This window comes from Lampropedia puyangensis (assembly GCF_004833285.1).
GTDB lineage: Bacteria > Pseudomonadota > Gammaproteobacteria > Burkholderiales > Burkholderiaceae_C > Lampropedia > Lampropedia puyangensis.
The window spans coordinates 113,592-132,354 of record NZ_STFG01000007.1 but is presented as its reverse complement, the minus strand read 5'-3'; the positions used below and the strand labels follow the sequence as shown (position 1 = coordinate 132,354).

Sequence of the window (18,763 nt, the reverse complement as noted above, 5' to 3'; positions counted from 1 at the left end):
TTGAGCGTTTTACACAGTGCATGAGTTGGCGGCTTGATTGATTTGGCCGTCCGCTGGAGAAGCGCATGTCTCTATCTAGAAAAATGAATACCCTGATGAAATCATCCATCGCCGCACTGAAAGCGGTAGTACTCAATGGCTTTGCTTTGCTTGGCGCGTTGCTGGTTTTTTGTGCCTTGGTGGTTTATACCTATCCCGATCTGCTTGATGATGGCGAGCAATGGTTGTATGCACATCTGTACGAGCGCAAAGTGATACAGGCGCAATTGGATGTAGAGCCCGAGGCGCTTGAACGTGTTACGGCTGTGGACCTGTTGGATCTGTCTGAAGAGCAGGCTGCAACTGCGTTTTGGTTGAGTAAAAAATACCGAGTGGCGCCTGAACCGATGGGCGCATTGGTTGCAAAAGCTTATGAGTTGGGTGAGAAGCGAGGTTTAGATCCGCAGCTTATCTTGTCTGTAGTGGCGATTGAGTCGCGCTTTAACCCGTTTGCACAGAGTTCTGTTGGAGCGCAAGGATTGATGCAGGTGATGACCAATGTGCATGAGGATAAATATGCGCATTTCGGCGGCTCTCTGGCAGCTTTTGATCCGCTAAGCAATATGCAAGTGGGGTCACTGATTTTGAAAGACTGTATTGATCGCTTTGGTGGAATTCAGCGTGGTTTGGTTTGCTATGTGGGCGCTGCGAAACTTCCTAACGATGGGGGGTATGCCAGTAAAGTCTTGGCAGAGCAGGCTAAACTCAAAAGTGCGACCAGTAAACCCCTGGCCATGTTGCCTGCAGCGTTCAAGGCTGCCTGGGCAAAACGCCAGGCTGAGCAGCGTGATGTACTTCTGACTGCTGAGCAAAGCGCCGCTCCTGTCACGCTAGGTGTGGCTGTGGCGCAGGATGGAGCAAACAGCAGCCCTGCTGGCCTTGACCTTGCATTGAATAATGTGGCTGCCTTGCTTGAGCCGACTCAGAATATGCATGTTCTGGCGCAGGCGAATGCATCTGATACCAGCAAAACGCCTTGAGTGTTCTGTCTTGATCTTTTTGCATTGATCTAAAAGAGAGCTGGCACTATGAGGCGCCTGAATCCATTCAAGCCTTTATTAGTACGTTTACTGTAGTGAGTTTGATGTTCTCTGGAGCTTGCCAGAGTATGTTCCATTACACTAACGCCCTGCGCAGCAATCATATGACTTGTATGCGCAGAGAGCTTGAGGATCTGAGCTGCGGCAAAACTTGCAGTGCATCACTATGCGTTGTCTTGTTTGCTGTTGCGGCATGATTCATCAATTTCCGTTTCGTTAAGGATAGCTACCACCATGTACCAACGCGATTTGCTGGTTGACCAAGTCGATCCAGAGCTGTTTAAAGCCATTCAGTCTGAGAATAAACGTCAGGAAGAGCACATTGAGCTGATTGCGAGTGAAAACTATGCATCTCCTGCTGTGATGTGGGCTCAGGGCACACAACTGACCAACAAATACGCAGAAGGTTATCCAGGTCGCCGCTATTACGGTGGTTGTGAATTCGTGGACATTGCTGAAGAGTTGGCATTGTCGCGAGTGAAGAAACTGTTTGGTGCTGAAGCAGCTAACGTGCAACCGCATTGCGGTGCATCGGCTAACCAAGCTGTGTTCTTGGCCTTCTTGCAGCCTGGCGATACAGTAATGGGATTGAGCTTGGCAGAAGGCGGCCACCTGACCCATGGCATGCCATTGAACATGAGCGGCAAGTGGTTCAATATCGTTTCCTATGGCTTGAATGAGCAAGAGGAAATTGATTACGACAACATGGAGCGCTTGGCCCATGAACACAAACCTAAGCTGATTATTGCTGGTGCCTCAGCCTATAGTTTGCACATTGACTTTGAGCGTTTTGCCAAAGTGGCCAAAGCTGTTGGGGCTATTTTCATGGTTGACATGGCCCACTATGCTGGCTTGATTGCCGCTGGTCTGTATCCAAACCCCGTGCCGCACGCTGACGTGGTGACATCGACCACCCACAAAAGCTTGCGTGGCCCCCGTGGCGGCATTATTTTGTGCAAGAAAGAGCACGAGAAAGCCATCAACAGTGCAGTTTTCCCTGGGTTGCAAGGTGGCCCTTTGATGCATGTGATCGCAGCCAAGGCAGTCGCATTTTTGGAGGCGTCTCAGCCTGCGTTCAAAACATACCAACAGCAAGTATTGACCAATGCCAACATCATGACGAATGTGTTGGCTGAGCGTGATTTGCGTATCGTGAGTGGCCGAACCCAAAGCCATTTGGCGTTGGTCGATCTGCGTGCGAAGAACATCACAGGGAAAGAGGCTGAGCGTGTTTTGGGTGAAGCCCATATGACAGTCAACAAAAATGCCATTCCTAACGATCCTGAAAAGCCAATGGTGACCAGCGGTATTCGTGTAGGTACGCCTGCAATGACTACGCGCGGATTTAAGGATGAAGAAGCTTTTCTGACCGCCAATCTGATTGCGGATGTGCTTGACAATCCGAATGATGCCGGCCACATTGCCAAAGTGCGTGAACGCGTGCATGAGTTGACCAGCCGTTTTCCTGTTTACGGTTAATGCTTGCCAGATGATGGGCGAATAGCGCCCTTTCACGACTGACCGCGCCAAGAGACTCCCCTCTTCAGGCGCGGTTGTTGTATGGACTTATCGACTTTAACTTCTACTGCAAACGCTCTGCCATCATGAAATGCCCTTTTTGTGGACACGACGATTCCCAAGTGGTGGAGACACGCTTATCCGAAGACAATACCAGTATCCGCCGCAGGCGCCAATGTGTCGCGTGTGAGAAGCGGTTCACTACGTACGAGCGGGCTGAGGTCACAATGCCTGCAGTGGTCAAAAGTGATGGGCGACGCGTGGAGTACCAAAAGCACAAGCTGCGCGAGTCAATCAATCTCTCGCTGCGTAAAAGGCCTGTGAAGACGCAGGATGTGGATGATGCCGTAGCGCGCATTGAGGTTTATTTGCTTGGCTTGGGCGGACGTGAGGTGGATTCACGCTTGATCGGCGAGGCTGTCCTTAAAGAATTGCGTGGGCTTGATAAGGTCGCATTCATTCGCTACGGCAGCGTATACCGCAGTGTGGGTGATCTTGATGCTTTCAAGAATTTGATTGACCAGGCCGGTCACCATCCAGAATTGTGAAACCAGCTGCCGCAAGGGTGTGACTCTTGCAGCAGGACTATTTCCTAGTTGGTGCAAACGAACCAATGCGCTTGTGTTGTGCTGAGATTGTTATGCAAATGCATTGCAATATCGCGATATCGTTTATTCCGTCCAAGCAGCGCTGCGTTCGAAGACTGCAATACTTTCAACGTGAGCAGTGTGGGGAAACATATTGACTACACCCGCAGCTGTGCAGTGGTAGCCTGCTTTATCAACCAACAAACCGGCATCTCGTGCCAATGTGGCAGGGTTGCAGCTGACGTATACGATACGCTGCGGTGGCATCCACTGCGGGTTGTCATCGAATGGCTCGCTGGTGGTGCTCGCCTGCTCTTTCTGTTCTTCACTCTCTAAAGGTAACTCCAGTGTTTTCCCTAGGCGTTGCTGGTGAATTTCTGCCAGTGCTTTGGCGAGCGCAAACGCCCCTTCACGCGGTGGATCGACTAACCATTTTTGGGCTACGCCATCTGCCTGGAGCAATTCTGGCGTCATGTTAAAGAGGTTGCGTCCCACAAAATGCGTGGGTGCCAAACCGCGCAACCCTTGTGTTTGGCGTGCACTTTGGTTGGCTTGCCAATTGTCGGTTGCACGGCCCACAAGCGTATCGCTGCCTTCAATGCCCAGCACTTCTGTGGCTTGCGTGGCGAGCGGCAAACTGAAATTGCCTAAGCCGCAGAACCAATCGATCACGCGCTCGTCACTTTGCACTTGCAGCAGCTGCAGTGCACGTGCGACCAGCACGCGGTTGATGTGCGGATTGACTTGTGTGAAGTCTGTTGGCTTGAATGGCATGCGAATGCCAAATTCAGGCAAGGTATAGGCCAGCTCAGCGGCGTTGCCACCATCTTCCAGCATATGAACGGTATCTGGCCCTTTGGGCTGTAGCCACCACTGAACGAAAGGATGCGCTTGAGCAAAAGTGCGCAAACAACTCAGGTCGTGCGTACTGAGTGGCTCAAGATGGCGCAACACCAATGCAGTGACTTGGTCGCCGCAAGCGACTTCAATTTGCGGACAGGTTTCCTTGGCTTCTAAACTGGCTATCAATCTGCGCAAAGGCAAGAGTAGGCTATCAATGTGCGGTGGCAAAATCCGGCAAACTTGCATGTCGGCGATGTAGCGGCTTTTGCGTTCGTGAAAGCCAACCAGCACGGTTTCTTTCTTGCGAACATAGCGGACTGACAAACGGGCACGCCAGCGGTAGCCCCAGTCGGGCCCTTGAATGGGGCGTAGTACCCGTTCAGCTTTGACCTTGCCTAAATGCCACAGGTTGTCTTCCAGAACGCGCTGTTTTGCCGCCAGTTGACCGCTGACGCTCAAGTGCTGCATTTTGCAACCGCCGCAGGCTTCTTGGTGTAAGCCAAAATGGGGGCAATGCGGAGTCACGCGTTGTGACGACTCACGCAACACGTTCTGCAAGGTGGCTTTTTCCCAGTTGCTTTTGCGGCGGTTGACAGTGGCGGTGACCACTTCGCCAGCAAGCGCACCTTCCACGAAGACGACTTTGCCATCTTCACGATGGGCGACTCCTTGGGCTTCCATATCCATTGAGTCAATCGACAGGGCATGGTCGGGGTAGGGCGAGTTCGCCTGTTGCGATGTATTTTCTTGTGACATGGTGGAAAGCGCCGTGGGGCGACAGCTCAAGGCTTTGCGCAATAGCCTTGTATTGTGAATATCAACGTATCGGCAGGCCAATCATAGAAAGCCGCGTGCCAAGGGGCGCTATTTTAGAGGGTGTTGCCCGTCGCGTTTTGCTTGACCGAATACCGTGCCAAGTGACATGCGTAAAGTACGTGTTTATTTAGAAAAAAACGGCCCTGCAATAGGCAGGGCCGGTGTCTGTTTGCGGGAGGTTTTATGGCTTCAGATCAAAGCGGTCCAGTTCCATGACTTTGGTCCATGCTGCAGCAAAGTCATGCACAAAACGCTCTTTAGCATCAACACTGGCATACACCTCTGCAACGGCACGCAGCACAGCGTTGGAGCCAAACACCAGATCGGCGCGGGTGGCTGTCCATTTCAAAGCACCGTTGGCTCTGTCAAAGCCTTGAAAGAGCTCTGCATGTGCATCCGTGGCCTTCCATTCCACACTCATATCCAGCAGGTGGGTGAAGAAGTCGTTGCTCAAGGTGCCAATGCGATTGGTGAATACACCATGTGCAGTGCCATCGGCGTTGGTGCCCAATACACGCATACCGCCTACGAGTACAGTCAATTCAGGTGGGGTTAGTGTGAGCCGCTGCGCTTTGTCAATCAGCAATTCTTCTGTGGAGACGCGGAAATTGTGCTGGCGGTAGTTGCGTAAACCATCGGCAACGGGCTCTAGCGGTGCGAATGATGCCGTATCGGTCTGTTCCTGCGTGGCATCGGTTCTGCCAGGCCTGAAGGGAATATCAATGGGGACACCTGCGGCTTGTGCAGCGGCCTCTACTCCTGCGTTGCCAGCCAAAACAATCAAGTCGGCGAGGGATACTTTTTTGCCTCCTGTGGCAGTTGGGTTGAAGTCTGACTGCACTGCTTCAAGCGCGTTCAGTACTTTAGCCAGCTGTTCAGGGCGATTGACAGCCCAATCCTTTTGCGGTGCAAGGCGAATTCGCGCCCCATTGGCCCCACCACGCTTGTCACCACCACGGAATGTGGAGGCTGAGGCCCATGCGGTGCTGACCAACTCTGAAACAGTCAACCCTGTAGCCAGAATGCGCTGCTTTAACGTAGTGGCGTCGGTGGTATCAATCAAGGCGTGGTCCACAGCAGGTACTGGGTCTTGCCAGATCAATTCTTCTTTTGGAACTTCAGGGCCTAGGTAGCGTGCACGTGGGCCTAAATCACGGTGTGTGAGTTTGAACCATGCACGCGCGAACGCCTCTGCAAAGGCTTGCGGGTTTTCATAAAAACGGCGTGAAATTTTCTCGTAGGCAGGGTCAAACCGCAGCGACAGGTCTGTGGTCAGCATGGTCGGTTTGCGCTTGATGGCAGGATTGTGCGCATCGGGGATGATTTCGCCCCCATCCTTGGCGACCCACTGCAAGGCACCAGCCGGAGATTTTTCTTGTACCCACTCGTATTTGAAGAGGTTCTCGAAAAAGTTATTGCTCCACAGCGTTGGTGTGGTGGTCCAGGTGACTTCCAATCCGCTGGTGATGGCATCTCCTGCACTGCCTGAGCCAAAACTGCTTTTCCAGCCCAAACCTTGCTGCTCCATGCCTGCACTTTCAGGTTCGGCTCCTAAACTCTCTGCTGGGCCCGCCCCATGCGTTTTTCCGAATGTATGGCCACCAGCAATCAGGGCGACGGTTTCTTCGTCATCCATGGCCATGCGTGCAAATGTATCGCGAATGTCGCGCGCGGCGGCCAGCGGGTCGCCGTTGCCATCTGGGCCTTCTGGGTTGACATAAATAAGCCCCATCTGTACCGCCGCCAATGGGTTTTCCAGATCGCGCTCGCCAGAGTATCGGCTGTGCGGGTTGTCGGTTGGGGCCAGCCAAGTTTTTTCATCGCCCCAATACACATCGTTGTCTGGCTCCCATGTGTCTACACGGCCTGCGGCAAAGCCAAATGTTCTGAAACCCATGGTTTCAAGGGCCACATTTCCTGTGAGCACAATCAAATCAGCCCAGGAAATTTTTTGACCATACTTTTGTTTGATGGGCCAAAGCAGGCGACGCGACTTGTCAATGTTGACGTTGTCTGGCCAGCTGTTGAGTGGCGCAAACCGTTGCTGGCCGCGGCCTGCTCCCCCACGACCATCGCCAATGCGGTAGGTTCCGGCAGAGTGCCATGCCATGCGAATGAATTGGGGACCATAGTGGCCAAAGTCGGCAGGCCACCAAGGCTGGGAGTCGGTCATCAAGTCACGCAAGTCTTTTTTGAGTGCGTGAAAGTCAATGCTGTTAAACGCTTGGGCGTAATCGAAATCGGCGCCGAGTGGGTTGGACTTGTCCGAATGTTGATTGAGCAAGTCCACCCGCAACTGTTTGGGCCACCAGTCCCGATTGGTGGTGCCGCTGCCTGCGGCATGGTGAAAAGGGCATTTGGCTTGGTCCGTCATGAGCGTGCTTCCTATGCTGGAGCGCTTGCACACCTTTATCGTGGGGCGTTTCAAGCGGCGTTGAGAGAAACAAAAACGCAACCCATACTCGCTTGGTTTAGCGCTTGGGATAACGTAGGTTCATGATACGGAGTTGGATGCGATTAGAAAAATCAAAAATATTTAATAGTGTGATTGGGTTTTGCTATTGGCGAATCAGGCCATGCGTGCTGAGGCAAGCGCCAACGCTTGGGAATGTAGATACGTGCCTATGCGCGTTCAGCGGCTTTTGAGCCATTGCACATAACGATCACCCGCGTATTGCACGATGGTGACCAAGGCCACAAGCAGCACAATCACAATCACCATGACTTGGGTGTCAAAGCGTTGGTAGCCATAGCGGATGGCCAAGTCCCCCAGTCCTCCTGCGCCGACGGCCCCTGCCATGGCTGAAGAGCTGATCAAAGCCACCAAGGTAATGGTGAACCCCCCAATGATGCCGGGCATGGCTTCGGGCAAATAGACGTGGCGCACAATGTGCCATTTTTGGCTGCCCATGGCTTGCGCGGCTTCGATCAAACCGGCATCCACTTCGCGCAAACTGACTTCGACAATGCGAGCAAAAAATGGTGTCGCACTGATGGCCAATGGCACGATCGCAGCCCAGACACCAATGGACGAGCCCACCAACCAGCGCGTGAAGGGGATCAACGCCACCAGCAACACAATGAATGGCACGGCGCGAAAACCATTGACGACGTAGCCGACAAGCCGGTTGGTGGTGGGGGACTGCAAAAAACCGCCCGGCGCAGTGACGATCAGCAGAAGCGCCAGTGGTACGCCCGCAAAAAAAGCAACTGCACTGGAGACGCCCACCATCATCAAGGTATCAAGCAGAGCTTGCCAATAACGCTCAACGGGAATAGACAGTTGTGATGTCAACGATTCAAACCACATAGCCAATTACCTCGATACGATGCGCAATGGCTTGCTCGCCTTGCGTTAACAGACTGAAATCAGGCAGCGTGGCGTGGCCGTCAAGGCCAATCAACAAGCTGCCCTGCGCATGGCCCTGGATACGGTCTACCCCGCCGTGCAACAACATGGGGTGGCCAGGCAGACGTGCAGCAATATGGGGCAAATCTGGCACTAGTCCTGCCTGACCAGTGTAAAAGAGCTGCAGCACCTGCTGGAAGGGCTGTCCATTATTGGGCGGTTGGGGCTGCAGGCGTGCGGCAAGATCTTCAGGCAAACTGTGTTGCAATGGGGCCAGCAGCGCTTGGGTGGCGGGGTGCTCAGGCGCGCCAAATACCTGCCAAACAGGGCCATGCTCAGCAATACGGCCTTGCTCTAATACCAGTACTTCGTCGGCAATCTCACGGATGACGCTCATCTCATGCGTGATCAAAATGATCGTGATATTGAGCCGTTGGTTGATGTCCTTGAGCAGTTGCAAGATAGCCTGTGTGGTCTCAGGATCCAGTGCTGAGGTTGCTTCATCACACAGCAAAATAGGAGGGTTGTGCACCAGTGCCCTGGCAATGCCTACGCGTTGCTTTTGCCCTCCTGATAGGCGACGCGGATAGGTGTTATGTTTGTCGGCCAGTCCAACCAACTCCAGCAGGGCTTGTACGCGCTCTTTGACTTGCGGCTCAGGAACGCCTGCAACGCGTAGAGGCAGGGCCACATTGTCCCAAACAGTTTTGGCTGACAGCAAATTGAAATGCTGAAAAATCATTCCAATGCGCCTGCGCTGGCGCACCAGTTCCTGCTGAGAGAGGGTGCCAATATCAACACCCTCGACCATGACACGGCCTTCGCTCGGTTCTTCCAGTCGATTGATGGTGCGCAGCAAACTTGATTTGCCCGCGCCACTGCGGCCAATAATGCCGTAAATGCAGCCGCTGGGGATGCTTAAATCAATTGCGTGCAATGCGGCAACAGGGCCTGCTGACGATTGATAGGTTTTTCCTACCTGCTCAAAAACTACCGCTGCAGGGGGGCTGGACTCCGTGCTGTTGGGGTGTCCTGCAATCACTTGCGCATGGGTTTGAACTGGAGTGTGGTGCGCTTCATGCATGGCATGCCTCTTTGGGGTGGCAGGTTGGGGGGGATTAAATACTGGCGCGCAGGCTGTGCATCAACGTGTGCCCAGCTCAGCCACCCCGCGGTTGGCTAGTTCATCGGCTTTTTCATTGCCGGGAATGCCGGCGTGGCCTTTGACCCAGCGCCAGTCAATGGTGTGTTGGCTGCCATGCACCAATGCGTCCAGTTCTTGCCACAGTTCGGCATTTTTAACCGGTTGTTTGCTGGCTGTTTTCCAGCCCTTGGCTTTCCAACCGTGAATCCACTCGGTAATCCCTTTGCGCACGTACTCGCTGTCTAAATACAAGGTGATGTGGCAGGGGCGCTTGAGCAGTTTGAGTGCTTCAATAACGGCGCGTAATTCCATGCGGTTGTTGGTGGTGTTGCGCTCGCCCCCCCATATTTCCTTGGTTGCGCCTTGTGCTTGCAGCAAGGCTCCCCAGCCTCCTGCGCCGGGGTTGCCTTTGCAGGCGCCATCGGTGTAGATGGTGACTTTTGACAACGCGTCAGTCATACATTTAAAAATAATGGGCACAGACCCGGTATGCGGCCACTCACGGCGTTTTTGCTCATTGTGGTGGGGGCGCAGGCGCCATGGATGGCGTGCCTGGGATTTTGTGCGGTGGTGATGAATGGCGTTTTCGACCAAGCTGGCGCACAGTCAGTGCTGCACGTTGGTGATGCGCTTACTTGATGAAAGCTTAGCCTCAGAAAGACGGCATTATGCGGCAGATAGCTTATCTGTCGTTATGAGTTGGTGATTGCCCATGGACTGTGCTCAGCACACAAAGAGTTTGTATACATGGCAAGACAGATAAGTCAAAGGCCATGGGGACTTGGTATCCTCATGGCCTTTGTTGTTTGGGCGCAGTTGGTCTGCTCTGCTGGTTGATTGCTGCGCTACACCAAACCGGGAATGGCGCAAGAGTGACCTCCATCGACAGGTAAACATACGCCGTTGATGAAGCCTGCGCGGTCTGATGCTAAAAATACCGATGCGTAAGCAATGTCCCAAGGTGAGCCCGTGCGCTTCATGGGAACGGCATTTTGACGAGCTTGGCGCATAGCCTCAACGCTCTCATATTGCGTGCTGATTTGCTGGTACACCAATGGTGTATCAATGACGCCGGGCATGATTGCGTTAGCACGAATGCCTTGCGCGGCATATTGCAGCGCAAGTGCCACTGTGGCCTGGTTCATTGCCGCTTTGGAGCTGTAGTAAGCAAAGTAGGAGTAACCACTCCAGCGCACAGCTGCCAGGGACGAGATGTTGACAATCGCGCCTTTGCCTTGCTTGATAAAGTGCGGCAATACTGCCCGCGCCGTGCGATGCACCGAGCCGACATTGATATTCATGACGCGGGCAAACGCTTCATCGTCAATCTCTAGCGGGCCACCGGCAGGGGCGATGCCGACGTTGTTGTGCAAGATATCAAGTCGGCCAAAGGCTTGCAGTGCTTGCTCGACCGACTGGTTAACCTGCTCGGTGTTGGTCACGTCCGCAGCAATCGCCAAGGCCTTGCCGCCTTCTTCGCTGATTTGCCGTGCGGTTTCTTCTGCGGTGCTGGCTTCGCGGTCAATGCACACTACGGTTGCACCGGCACGGGCATAGGCAATCGCTGCGGCGCGGCCATTGCTTAGCTCTTGCCCGGGGCCTCCTGCGCCATACACCAGTGCGACGCGGTCTTTGAGTTGTTCAGTCATGACTTTGTCTTTGGCTGGGTCAGAGAAAACCAATGGAAATCCATGGCACGGCCGCAACGATGATCAAGCCAATCAACAGCGCCAGCATGTAACCCCAGATCGGGCGCATGCCTTCGTCGGGATCCACCCGAGCAATGGCACAGGCTGTGTAGTAACCCACGCCAAACGGTGGTGCAAACAAGCCCAACCCCATCGAGAGAATGACCACCATGGCGTAATGCACATCGTGAATACCCATGGAGCGCGCAATCGGGAACAGCAAGGGACCAAACAACACAATCGCTGGAATGCCTTCGAGCAAGCTGCCCAAAATAATGAAGGCGATGATTGAGACAATCAGGAAAGTATTGGCGCCGCCGGGTAGGCTGTGCATAAATTGCGCCAGCTCTCTGGAGAAGCCCGACTGCGTCAGCGCCCAGGCCATGCCGGATGCAGCGCCAATGATGATCAAGATGGCGCCAGAGAGTGCAGCAGTATCGATCAGCATTGGGTAGATTTTTCGCCAATCGAATTGACGGTAAATCACCAAGCCCGCAAAGATCGCATAGAAAATTCCAATGGTTGAAACCTCCGTTGCTGTGGCCACACCTTCTACAACCGCAGCACGGATGACAAAAGGCAGGGCCAATGCTGGCAGCGCAATCATGAAATACTTGCCTACTGTGCGCCACGGTGTGCGCACAACGGCAGAGAGGTCTTCATTGCGATAGCGGTATGCGATGACGGCGCACAAGCCAAGGCCTAATACCAAGGCAGGCAGCAGGCCTCCGATAAAGAGGGCAGAAATTGAGACGCTGGCAACTGAGCCAACAGTGATCAGCACAATAGAGGGAGGGATGGTCTCGGTCTGCGCGCCAGTGGCAGAAAGCAGGGCGACCAGATCGCCCTTTTTTGAGCCTCGCTTGATCATTTCAGGAAACAGTGCTGGGGCGATTGCCGCCATGTCTGCCGCTTTGGATCCAGAAATGCCTGAAACCAAATACATGGCTCCAACCAGAACGTAGGAGAGCCCGCCTCGCACATGCCCCAGCAAACTGGCTAGAAATTGCACCATGGCCCGCGCCATGCCAGTCATCTCAAGCAGTACGCCCAAGAACACAAATGCAGGGATCGCCAGCAGCATCAGGTGTGACATGCCTTCATCAATGCGCCCAACCAAGGTCATCACGGGCATGCGTGTGGTCAGGGCCAAGTAACCAAAGGTCGCCAGTGCAAAGGCCATAGCGATAGGGACACTGGCGAAAACGCAAACTCCAACGATCAAGACGAAGAAGATCAGCAGGTTGTAGTTGCCCAAAGGCTTGAGCTGAGGCCCAATCAACCAAAGTAAACCACTTACCAAGAGCAGTAAGCCCACGGCTAAGTATGTTTTCGAGTCTTTGCGCAAATCGAGCAGGCGCCCCAGGCTGAAGACGGCCATCAATGCAAAGCCTACGGGCAAAGCCGCTGCACGCCATACATTCGAAATCTGCAAAGCTGAGGTGGTGACATACAGCTCTTCTTCGGCAAAAAGATAGGCGGGATAAACGATGAGGCTGAAAAACAGCAGCATGGCACCAATGGACAGGGCGCTGAAGAAGCCTTGCCATTGCTCGCCCATATGGGTTGCCACTGCCGTCATGCGCATATGGGCAACTCGGTATGTGGCCAAAGCCGCGCCAGTCATGGAAAGCCACAGAAACAAGATACTGCTGAGCTCGTCTGACCACGTTAATGGGGCATGAAATACATAACGTGAAATGACGCCAATAAACAGGAGCAGAATGACGCTGGTCAGAAGTAAGGCTGCGCACAAACCGGTGAGTTTGTAGAGCCCGTCTTCAAACCAGCGCCATGGCCCGCCCATGCGGGCCGATGGGTCGAGCGACATGCTGTGTGAACTCATGGTGATGTTCCTTACAGCTTGCCTGTGATGCTTTCGAGCTGTTCCCAACCTGCGGCTGGGAATTTTTTGCGCCATTCATCGTAGAACCCGGCATCACGTAGCTTGGCTTGGTATTCGGCCACATTGGCTTCTGCAAACGTCATGCCTTTGTCGGTTAGCTGTTGGCGCAAGCTGGTGTTGAGCTCGACCAAGTCACTGCGTTCAGCCATCGCGCCTGCATTGAGGTGCTTTTGTACGGTCGCTTGAATGTCCTCTGGCAGGGCGTCGAAATTGCGCTTATTGGCCAACAACCAGAAACCGTCCCACATGTGGTTAGTCATGGTGCAGTACTTTTGCACCTCATAGAGTTTGAGTGTGGAGATCACGGCCAGTGGGTTCTCTTGAGCATCCACGATGCGCGTTTGCAGTGACGAGTACAGCTCATTGGCCGTGATGGTCGTGGGGGAGCCTCCCAGTGCCTTGAACAGAGAAATCCACATCGGAGATGGTGGCACCCGCACTTTCATGCCTGCAATGTCATTGGGGGATACAACGGGGCGTGCTGCGCTGGTGATTTGGCGGTAGCCGTTGTCCCAGATTTTTTCAAATGCAAACAGCGAACGGGACTTTGCGATTTCACTGCGAATGAACTCACCCAGACCGCCATCCATGGCTTTCCAGACTGCGTCGTAGTCCTTAAATGCAAAGCCCAGGCCACTGATAGCGCTGGAAGGTACCAGCGTGGAGAGCACCACTCCAGACAGGCAGAAAAAGTCAATTGCACCAGAGCGAGTCTGGCTCATCACATCGGTTTGTGCGCCTAATTGATCGGATGGGAAAACCAGCAACTCAAAACGGCCATTGGTTTCTTCTTTGATTTTTTTAGCTGCTTCTTCGGCGCGAATATGCAGCGGGTGATTAACCGGAACGCTGTGCGAGAGCCTGTAGGTGAATTCAGCGGCATGGGCGAATTTGGGAATACCAACCCCCAATGACAGCATCGATGCAGCGGCGCTGCTTTTGGTGATAAATGAACGACGATCCACAGGTATCTCCTTGTTCCAATATATGGAATATATTTGAAGTGCATTCGAGTTTCGCATTAGAGTTGTTGGTGAATTGAATGTCAATACTGGTATTTCCCCTAGATATATGGAATGAGTTGCTCTGTATATACTGCCGAAAAATCAGTTTTAACGGTTAATTATTCCAAATTACGGAATATTTAAATTGTTCCAAATAATGGAATTGGGTTTTATAAATGACCGGGATTAACGAAGAAACCGAATCTTTGCCTTCCAGCCAAACCCTTGATCGGGCGATTCATATCCTCCAGGTGGTGACTGCCACGCGAAATAGCGGGCTGGCTTTGGCTGATATCGTTGAGAAAGTGGGCTTGACCAAACCCACAGCGCGGCGTTTGTTGCTGGCCTTGATGGAAAACGGCTTGATTGAGCAAGACCCGGTGAGCAGAAAGTATTTCAGCGGCCCGGAAACCTATGCGTTGGGCATTCTGGCGGGCGACCGTTTTGGCGTGTTGCGCATGGCCACTGACAGTCTGCGCCGCTTGGCCCAGCGCTCGGGCGATGCGGCCTTGCTGAGCGTGCAGCGTGGTACGGAAACCGTCTGCCTGGCGCGAGAAGACGGCAACTATCCGCTGCGCTCGCATGTCTTGCAGCCGGGCGACCGCCATCCCTTGGGCTGCGGCGGCAGCGGTATTGCATTGTTGGCGGCGTTGCCGGACGAGCAAGTGCACAGCATTCTGGAAGTCAACAGCGACACCTTGCTGAGTACCTATCCGCATTTATCGATACCAATCATTTGGGAACAGGTTGAGCAAACCCGCGAACTCGGTTACGCCTTCAATAAGGGCTTGGTGTTCAAGGGCTCGTGGGGCGTTGCCGTGGCCGTGGTTGACCCGCGTGGCGGCCTGCCTTCATCGTTGGCGATTGCTGGTGTCGAAAGCCGTTTTGCCGACAACCGCCACGAAGAACTGGTGGCCATGCTCAACGAAGAAAAAGCCTTTGTCGAAGCCCGTATGGGCCGCGTTGGCTAAGCAGCGCCAACTAAACCGCGCGCACCTAGCCGCATTGGGCGGTGTTTGACATTGCTGGCGCAGCCCAAGCCTGCTGCGCCATGGATGAGTTTTCAAAGTTATCAAGAGAGGATCGCTATGTCTCGTAAAGCCTGCATCGTCGGATGGGCCCATTCCCCGTTTGGGAAGCTCGACGCCCTGGATATTGAAGCCCTGATGGGCCTGGTCGTCAACGACGCCCTCGCGCACGCCCAGGTCGATGCGCAAGACGTTGGCCACATTGCTGTCGGCGTCTACAACAACGGTTTAGTGCCGCAAGGGTTTGAAGCCGGTCTGCCTGCGCTGTGCAACGAAGGCCTGCGTTTTACGCCGGCGGTACACGTGGAAAACGCCTGCGCCACTGGCTCGGCCGCCGTGCATTCGGCGATGGATGCGATTGAAACCGGCCGCGCCCGCATTGCGCTGGCCATTGGTGCCGAGAAAATGACCGGCGTGCCTTCTAGCGCGATTCCAGGCATTTTGCTCAGCGGCTGCTACCGCCGTGAAGAAGAAAATCCGCTGGGTTTTGCGGGTATTTTTGGCCAGATCACCAGCGCGTACTTTGAGCGCTACGGCGACCAGGGCGAAGCGCTGGCGCTGATTGCCGCCAAAAACCACGCGAATGCCTTGGACAACCCCTACGCCCACGTGCACAAGGACATGGGTTTTGATTTTTGCAACCAGGTCTCAGAGAAAAACCCGCGCGTTGCAGGCCCGCTGCGCCGCACCGATTGCTCGATGGTTTCTGACGGCGCAGCCGCATTGGTGCTGGCCGATGAGGAAACCGCAGCAGCCTTGGCACGCGCGATTGCCTTCCGCGCCCGCGTGCAAGTCAATGACTTTATGCCACTGTCGCGCCGCGACCCGATCGCTTTTGAAGGCGCGCACCGCGCCTGGCAAACCGCTTTGGCCAATGCAGGCGTGGGCATTTACGATCTGGACCTGGTCGAAACCCATGACTGCTTTACCACCGCCGAAATGCTGGAGTACGAAGCGATGGGCCTAGCCCCACGCGGTGAGGGTTGGACGGTCATTAAAGAGGGCATTACTTACAAAAACGGCCGCCTGCCAGTGAACGTCTCGGGCGGTTTGAAAGCGCGCGGCCATCCGCTGGGCGCGACTGGGGTGTCCATGCACGTCATGGCCGCCATGCAACTGGCCGGTGAAGCCGGAGCCATGCAATTGCCCGATGCCTCTTTGGCCGGTATTTTCAATATGGGCGGCGCAGCCGTCGCCAACTACGTGTCGATTCTGGAGCGCCGCAAATGACATCCACCCATGCAACTTCCTTGACCAATCGGGCGATGAACCTAGCCTATTGGTTAACGCAAAATGCGCGCCGCCTGCCCGAATTGCCTGCGCTGATCTGGGGCGACGAGGTCTGGAACTGGCAAGAATTTGATGCCCGCGTCAGCGCCTTGTCCGCCGCTTTGGCTGCGCGTGGCGTGGTCAAAGGCAGCACGCTCTTGGTGCACTCGAAAAACAGCAATGAGATGTTCGAGTCCATGTTTGCGGCCTTCCGTTTGGGCGCCATCTGGGTGCCGACCAACTTCCGCTCGGTGCCTGACGATCTGGTCTACATGGCCTCGGTCGCCAAAAGCAAGGTGTTTTTGTGCCAGACCGATTTCGCCGATTACGCCGACACCGTCTGCCAAGCCGATCCGCAAACCGATGTCCTGTGGTTGCGCGGCAGTGCGCCCGTGCCTGCTGGTGGCCAGCCCACAGTCACTGATTTGATTGCGCAAAACCTCGGCGTCAATTTCCCCAATACAGCGGTGCAAACCGATACGCCGTGCTGGTTCCTGTTCACCTCGGGCACGACCGGCAAGCCCAAGGCGGCGGTGCTGACCCACGGCCAACTGGCCTGCGTGATCACCAACCACCTGGCCGATTTGCTGCCGGGAACCACCAGCGACGATGGCTCGTTGGTGGTCGCGCCGCTGTCGCACGGCGCAGGCGTGCACCAGCTCAATATGGTGGCCCGTGGCGCGAAAACCGTGTTGATGCCGTCCGAGAAGTTCTCGGCCGACGACGCGTTTGCGCTGATTGAGCGCTACCGCCTCAGCAATATGTTCACCGTGCCGACCATCCTCAAAATGCTGGTCGAAGATGCCAGCGTGGACCGCTACGACCACTCCAGCCTGCGCCAGGTGATTTACGCGGGTGCGCCGATGTACGAGGCCGACCAGAAATACGCCTTGGCCAAGCTCGGCCCGGTGCTGGTGCAGTACTACGGCCTGGGCGAGGTCACCGGCAACATCACCGTATTGCCAGCCTACGCACATTTGAATGCCGAGGGCCAAGTGGATCGCCCTGCAACCTGCGGCTTTGAGCGCACCGGCATGCAAGTGTCAATTCAGGACGAGGAAGGCCGCGAGCTAGGCTATGGCGAAACCGGCGAGGTCTGTGTGATTGGCCCTGCGGTGTTTGCCGGTTACTACGACAATCCAACGGCAAATGCCAAGGCGTTTCGCAATGGCTGGTTCCGCACCGGCGATATTGGCCATATGGATGCGCAAGGCTATGTGTTTTTGACCGGCCGCGCCTCGGACATGTACATCTCTGGCGGCTCGAATATTTACCCGCGCGAGATCGAAGAAAAAATCCTCATGCACGATGACATCACCGAAGTCGCCGTGCTGGGCATTGCCGATGCGCAGTGGGGCGAGGTCGGTGTGGCCGTCTGCGTGCTCAAACCGGGCGCGCACATGGAAGCCGCAGCGCTGCAAGATTGGCTCAGCAGCAAAGTGCCGCGCTACAAAATGCCCAAGCACATTTTCTTCTGGGACGAGCTGCCCAAGTCGGGTTACGGCAAAGTGCCCAAACGCATGGTCAAGGACGAACTGGCCAAGCGCGGCGTGGCTGTTACCCTGGCTGAGCAGCAGGCCGCAACGGCGTGAGGAGAAGCGCGATGCGCAGCATTCACCACTACGGCACGCCAGAGCTGCGGCGCCACAACGTCGTTCCTTGCCAGTTGCACTACCACGCTGACGCACTGCCCACCGGCCTGAGCCTGCGCGAAGCCTTTGCTGCAGTTTGCGCACAGCGCGGTGCGACCAGCGCCGTCGCCCGTCTGGAGGGCGGCAGCTTTGGGCCTTTGGCGTATGTCATGCCTGCGCTGTCGACCAAGCCCGAGTTCGCTGTGTATTACAGCGACCGCTACGAAGCGCAGGTGCCCGCGCAGATTGAGTCGGCCACAGTCACAATTGGCTTGCGTGATGGCCAGCCCTGGTTGCATTGCCATGCCGTCTGGGTTGACGCGCAAGGCTTGCGCCAGGCCGGGCATATCTTGCCTGATGAAGCCTGGTTCACCGAGACACCGCAGATGCATATCTGGTACTTGCAAGGCGCAAACTTTGATGTACTGCCCTGCACCGAAAGCCGTTTTAGCCTGTTCACGCCGGTGCCCGATGTGGCTGTTGCAGAGCCCGCACCTGCGGCAGCAAGACCTGCTGCCACGGCGGTTTCCACTAGCAGCGGCTTGGCGGTGACGATTCGGCCCAATGAAGATGTCTGCGAAGCGATTGCGACGATCTGCCGCGAACACGGCATTCGCCGCGCAGTCGTGCGTGGCGGTGTCGGCAGCTTGGTGGGCGTGAGCTTTGCCGATGGACGGGAAGTCGAGGCTTTCGTCACCGAGGTTTTGATTGAGCAAGGTACGGTGGATACCAGCCTCCCCGGCGGCACGGGTGTGCAGCTGGATGTGGCGCTGGTCGACTACTTGCACGGCATTCACAGCGGCCGTTTAAAGCCCGGAGCGAACCCCGTGTTGGTGACTTTTGAAATGGTGATTGAGCGCGTTGATGCTCAAACCTGACACAACAACTGGAGTGCAGCGCT

15 protein-coding genes are annotated in these 18,763 nt (G+C 55.1%); 7 read left to right on the top strand and 8 right to left on the bottom strand.

Going from position 1 to position 18,763, the window contains the following annotated elements:
* Nucleotides 1–95: 95 nt before the first annotated feature.
* The 3 genes from E9531_RS08585 to nrdR all read left to right on the top strand — a co-directional run bounded on the left by E9531_RS08585 (nt 96) and on the right by nrdR (nt 3,145).
* The gene (locus E9531_RS08585) at nt 96–1,019 is read left to right on the top strand and encodes a lytic transglycosylase domain-containing protein (protein ID WP_244610045.1); all 924 of its coding nucleotides are present in this window, start codon (nt 96–98) and stop codon (nt 1,017–1,019) included.
* 294 nt (nt 1,020–1,313) lie between these two features.
* Complete coding sequence (gene glyA / locus E9531_RS08580) at nt 1,314–2,558, top strand: serine hydroxymethyltransferase (RefSeq protein WP_136573346.1); 1,245 nt, start codon at nt 1,314–1,316, stop codon at nt 2,556–2,558.
* 125 nt (nt 2,559–2,683) lie between these two features.
* The gene (nrdR, locus tag E9531_RS08575; RefSeq protein ID WP_136573345.1) at nt 2,684–3,145 is read left to right on the top strand and encodes a transcriptional regulator NrdR; all 462 of its coding nucleotides are present in this window, start codon (nt 2,684–2,686) and stop codon (nt 3,143–3,145) included.
* 123 nt (nt 3,146–3,268) lie between these two features.
* Here nrdR and rlmD read toward each other — a convergent pair whose 3' ends face one another.
* From rlmD to E9531_RS08535, 8 genes are all read right to left on the bottom strand, one after another.
* Nucleotides 3,269–4,783, bottom strand: a complete 1,515-nt coding sequence (gene rlmD / locus E9531_RS08570) for a 23S rRNA (uracil(1939)-C(5))-methyltransferase RlmD (protein WP_136573344.1) — start codon at nt 4,781–4,783, stop codon at nt 3,269–3,271.
* Nucleotides 4,784–5,024: 241 nt separating this feature from the next.
* On the bottom strand, nt 5,025–7,217 hold the full coding sequence (gene katG, locus E9531_RS08565) for a catalase/peroxidase HPI (RefSeq protein ID WP_136573343.1): 2,193 nt from the start codon (nt 7,215–7,217) through the stop codon (nt 5,025–5,027).
* 258 nt (nt 7,218–7,475) lie between these two features.
* Nucleotides 7,476–8,153 (bottom strand): methionine ABC transporter permease, encoded by a 678-nt coding sequence (locus E9531_RS08560; RefSeq protein ID WP_211343400.1) that lies wholly within the window; start codon nt 8,151–8,153, stop codon nt 7,476–7,478.
* The gene (locus tag E9531_RS08555; RefSeq protein ID WP_136573342.1) at nt 8,143–9,276 is read right to left on the bottom strand and encodes a methionine ABC transporter ATP-binding protein; all 1,134 of its coding nucleotides are present in this window, start codon (nt 9,274–9,276) and stop codon (nt 8,143–8,145) included. The genes E9531_RS08560 and E9531_RS08555 overlap by 11 nt, the downstream gene beginning before the upstream one ends.
* A 60-nt stretch (nt 9,277–9,336) precedes the next feature.
* Nucleotides 9,337–9,783, bottom strand: coding sequence for a ribonuclease HI (gene rnhA, locus E9531_RS08550; protein WP_136573377.1), 447 nt, complete (start codon nt 9,781–9,783; stop codon nt 9,337–9,339).
* Nucleotides 9,784–10,181: 398 nt separating this feature from the next.
* The gene (locus tag E9531_RS08545) at nt 10,182–10,985 is read right to left on the bottom strand and encodes an SDR family NAD(P)-dependent oxidoreductase (RefSeq protein ID WP_136573341.1); all 804 of its coding nucleotides are present in this window, start codon (nt 10,983–10,985) and stop codon (nt 10,182–10,184) included.
* A 19-nt stretch (nt 10,986–11,004) separates the two neighbouring features.
* Nucleotides 11,005–12,870: a TRAP transporter large permease gene (locus E9531_RS08540; RefSeq protein WP_136573340.1), complete on the bottom strand. Its 1,866-nt coding sequence runs from the start codon at nt 12,868–12,870 to the stop codon at nt 11,005–11,007.
* A gap of 11 nt (nt 12,871–12,881) precedes the next feature.
* A complete protein-coding gene (locus E9531_RS08535; RefSeq protein WP_342210853.1) occupies nt 12,882–13,895 on the bottom strand; it encodes a TRAP transporter substrate-binding protein in 1,014 nt (337 codons plus the stop codon).
* A gap of 215 nt (nt 13,896–14,110) precedes the next feature.
* Here E9531_RS08535 and E9531_RS08530 point away from each other — a divergent pair, with 215 nt between their 5' ends.
* From E9531_RS08530 to E9531_RS08515, 4 genes are all read left to right on the top strand, one after another.
* Nucleotides 14,111–14,905, top strand: coding sequence for an IclR family transcriptional regulator (locus E9531_RS08530; protein ID WP_136573338.1), 795 nt, complete (start codon nt 14,111–14,113; stop codon nt 14,903–14,905).
* Between the two features lie 117 nt (nt 14,906–15,022).
* Nucleotides 15,023–16,192 carry an acetyl-CoA acetyltransferase gene (locus E9531_RS08525; protein WP_136573337.1) on the top strand — a complete coding sequence of 390 codons (1,170 nt, stop codon included), beginning with the start codon at nt 15,023–15,025 and terminating at the stop codon, nt 16,190–16,192.
* On the top strand, nt 16,189–17,823 hold the full coding sequence (locus E9531_RS08520) for an acyl-CoA synthetase (RefSeq protein WP_136573336.1): 1,635 nt from the start codon (nt 16,189–16,191) through the stop codon (nt 17,821–17,823). Before E9531_RS08525 ends, E9531_RS08520 begins: the two co-directional genes overlap by 4 nt.
* A gap of 11 nt (nt 17,824–17,834) precedes the next feature.
* Nucleotides 17,835–18,740 carry a PCC domain-containing protein gene (locus tag E9531_RS08515; protein WP_136573335.1) on the top strand — a complete coding sequence of 302 codons (906 nt, stop codon included), beginning with the start codon at nt 17,835–17,837 and terminating at the stop codon, nt 18,738–18,740.
* Nucleotides 18,741–18,763: the final 23 nt, after the last annotated feature.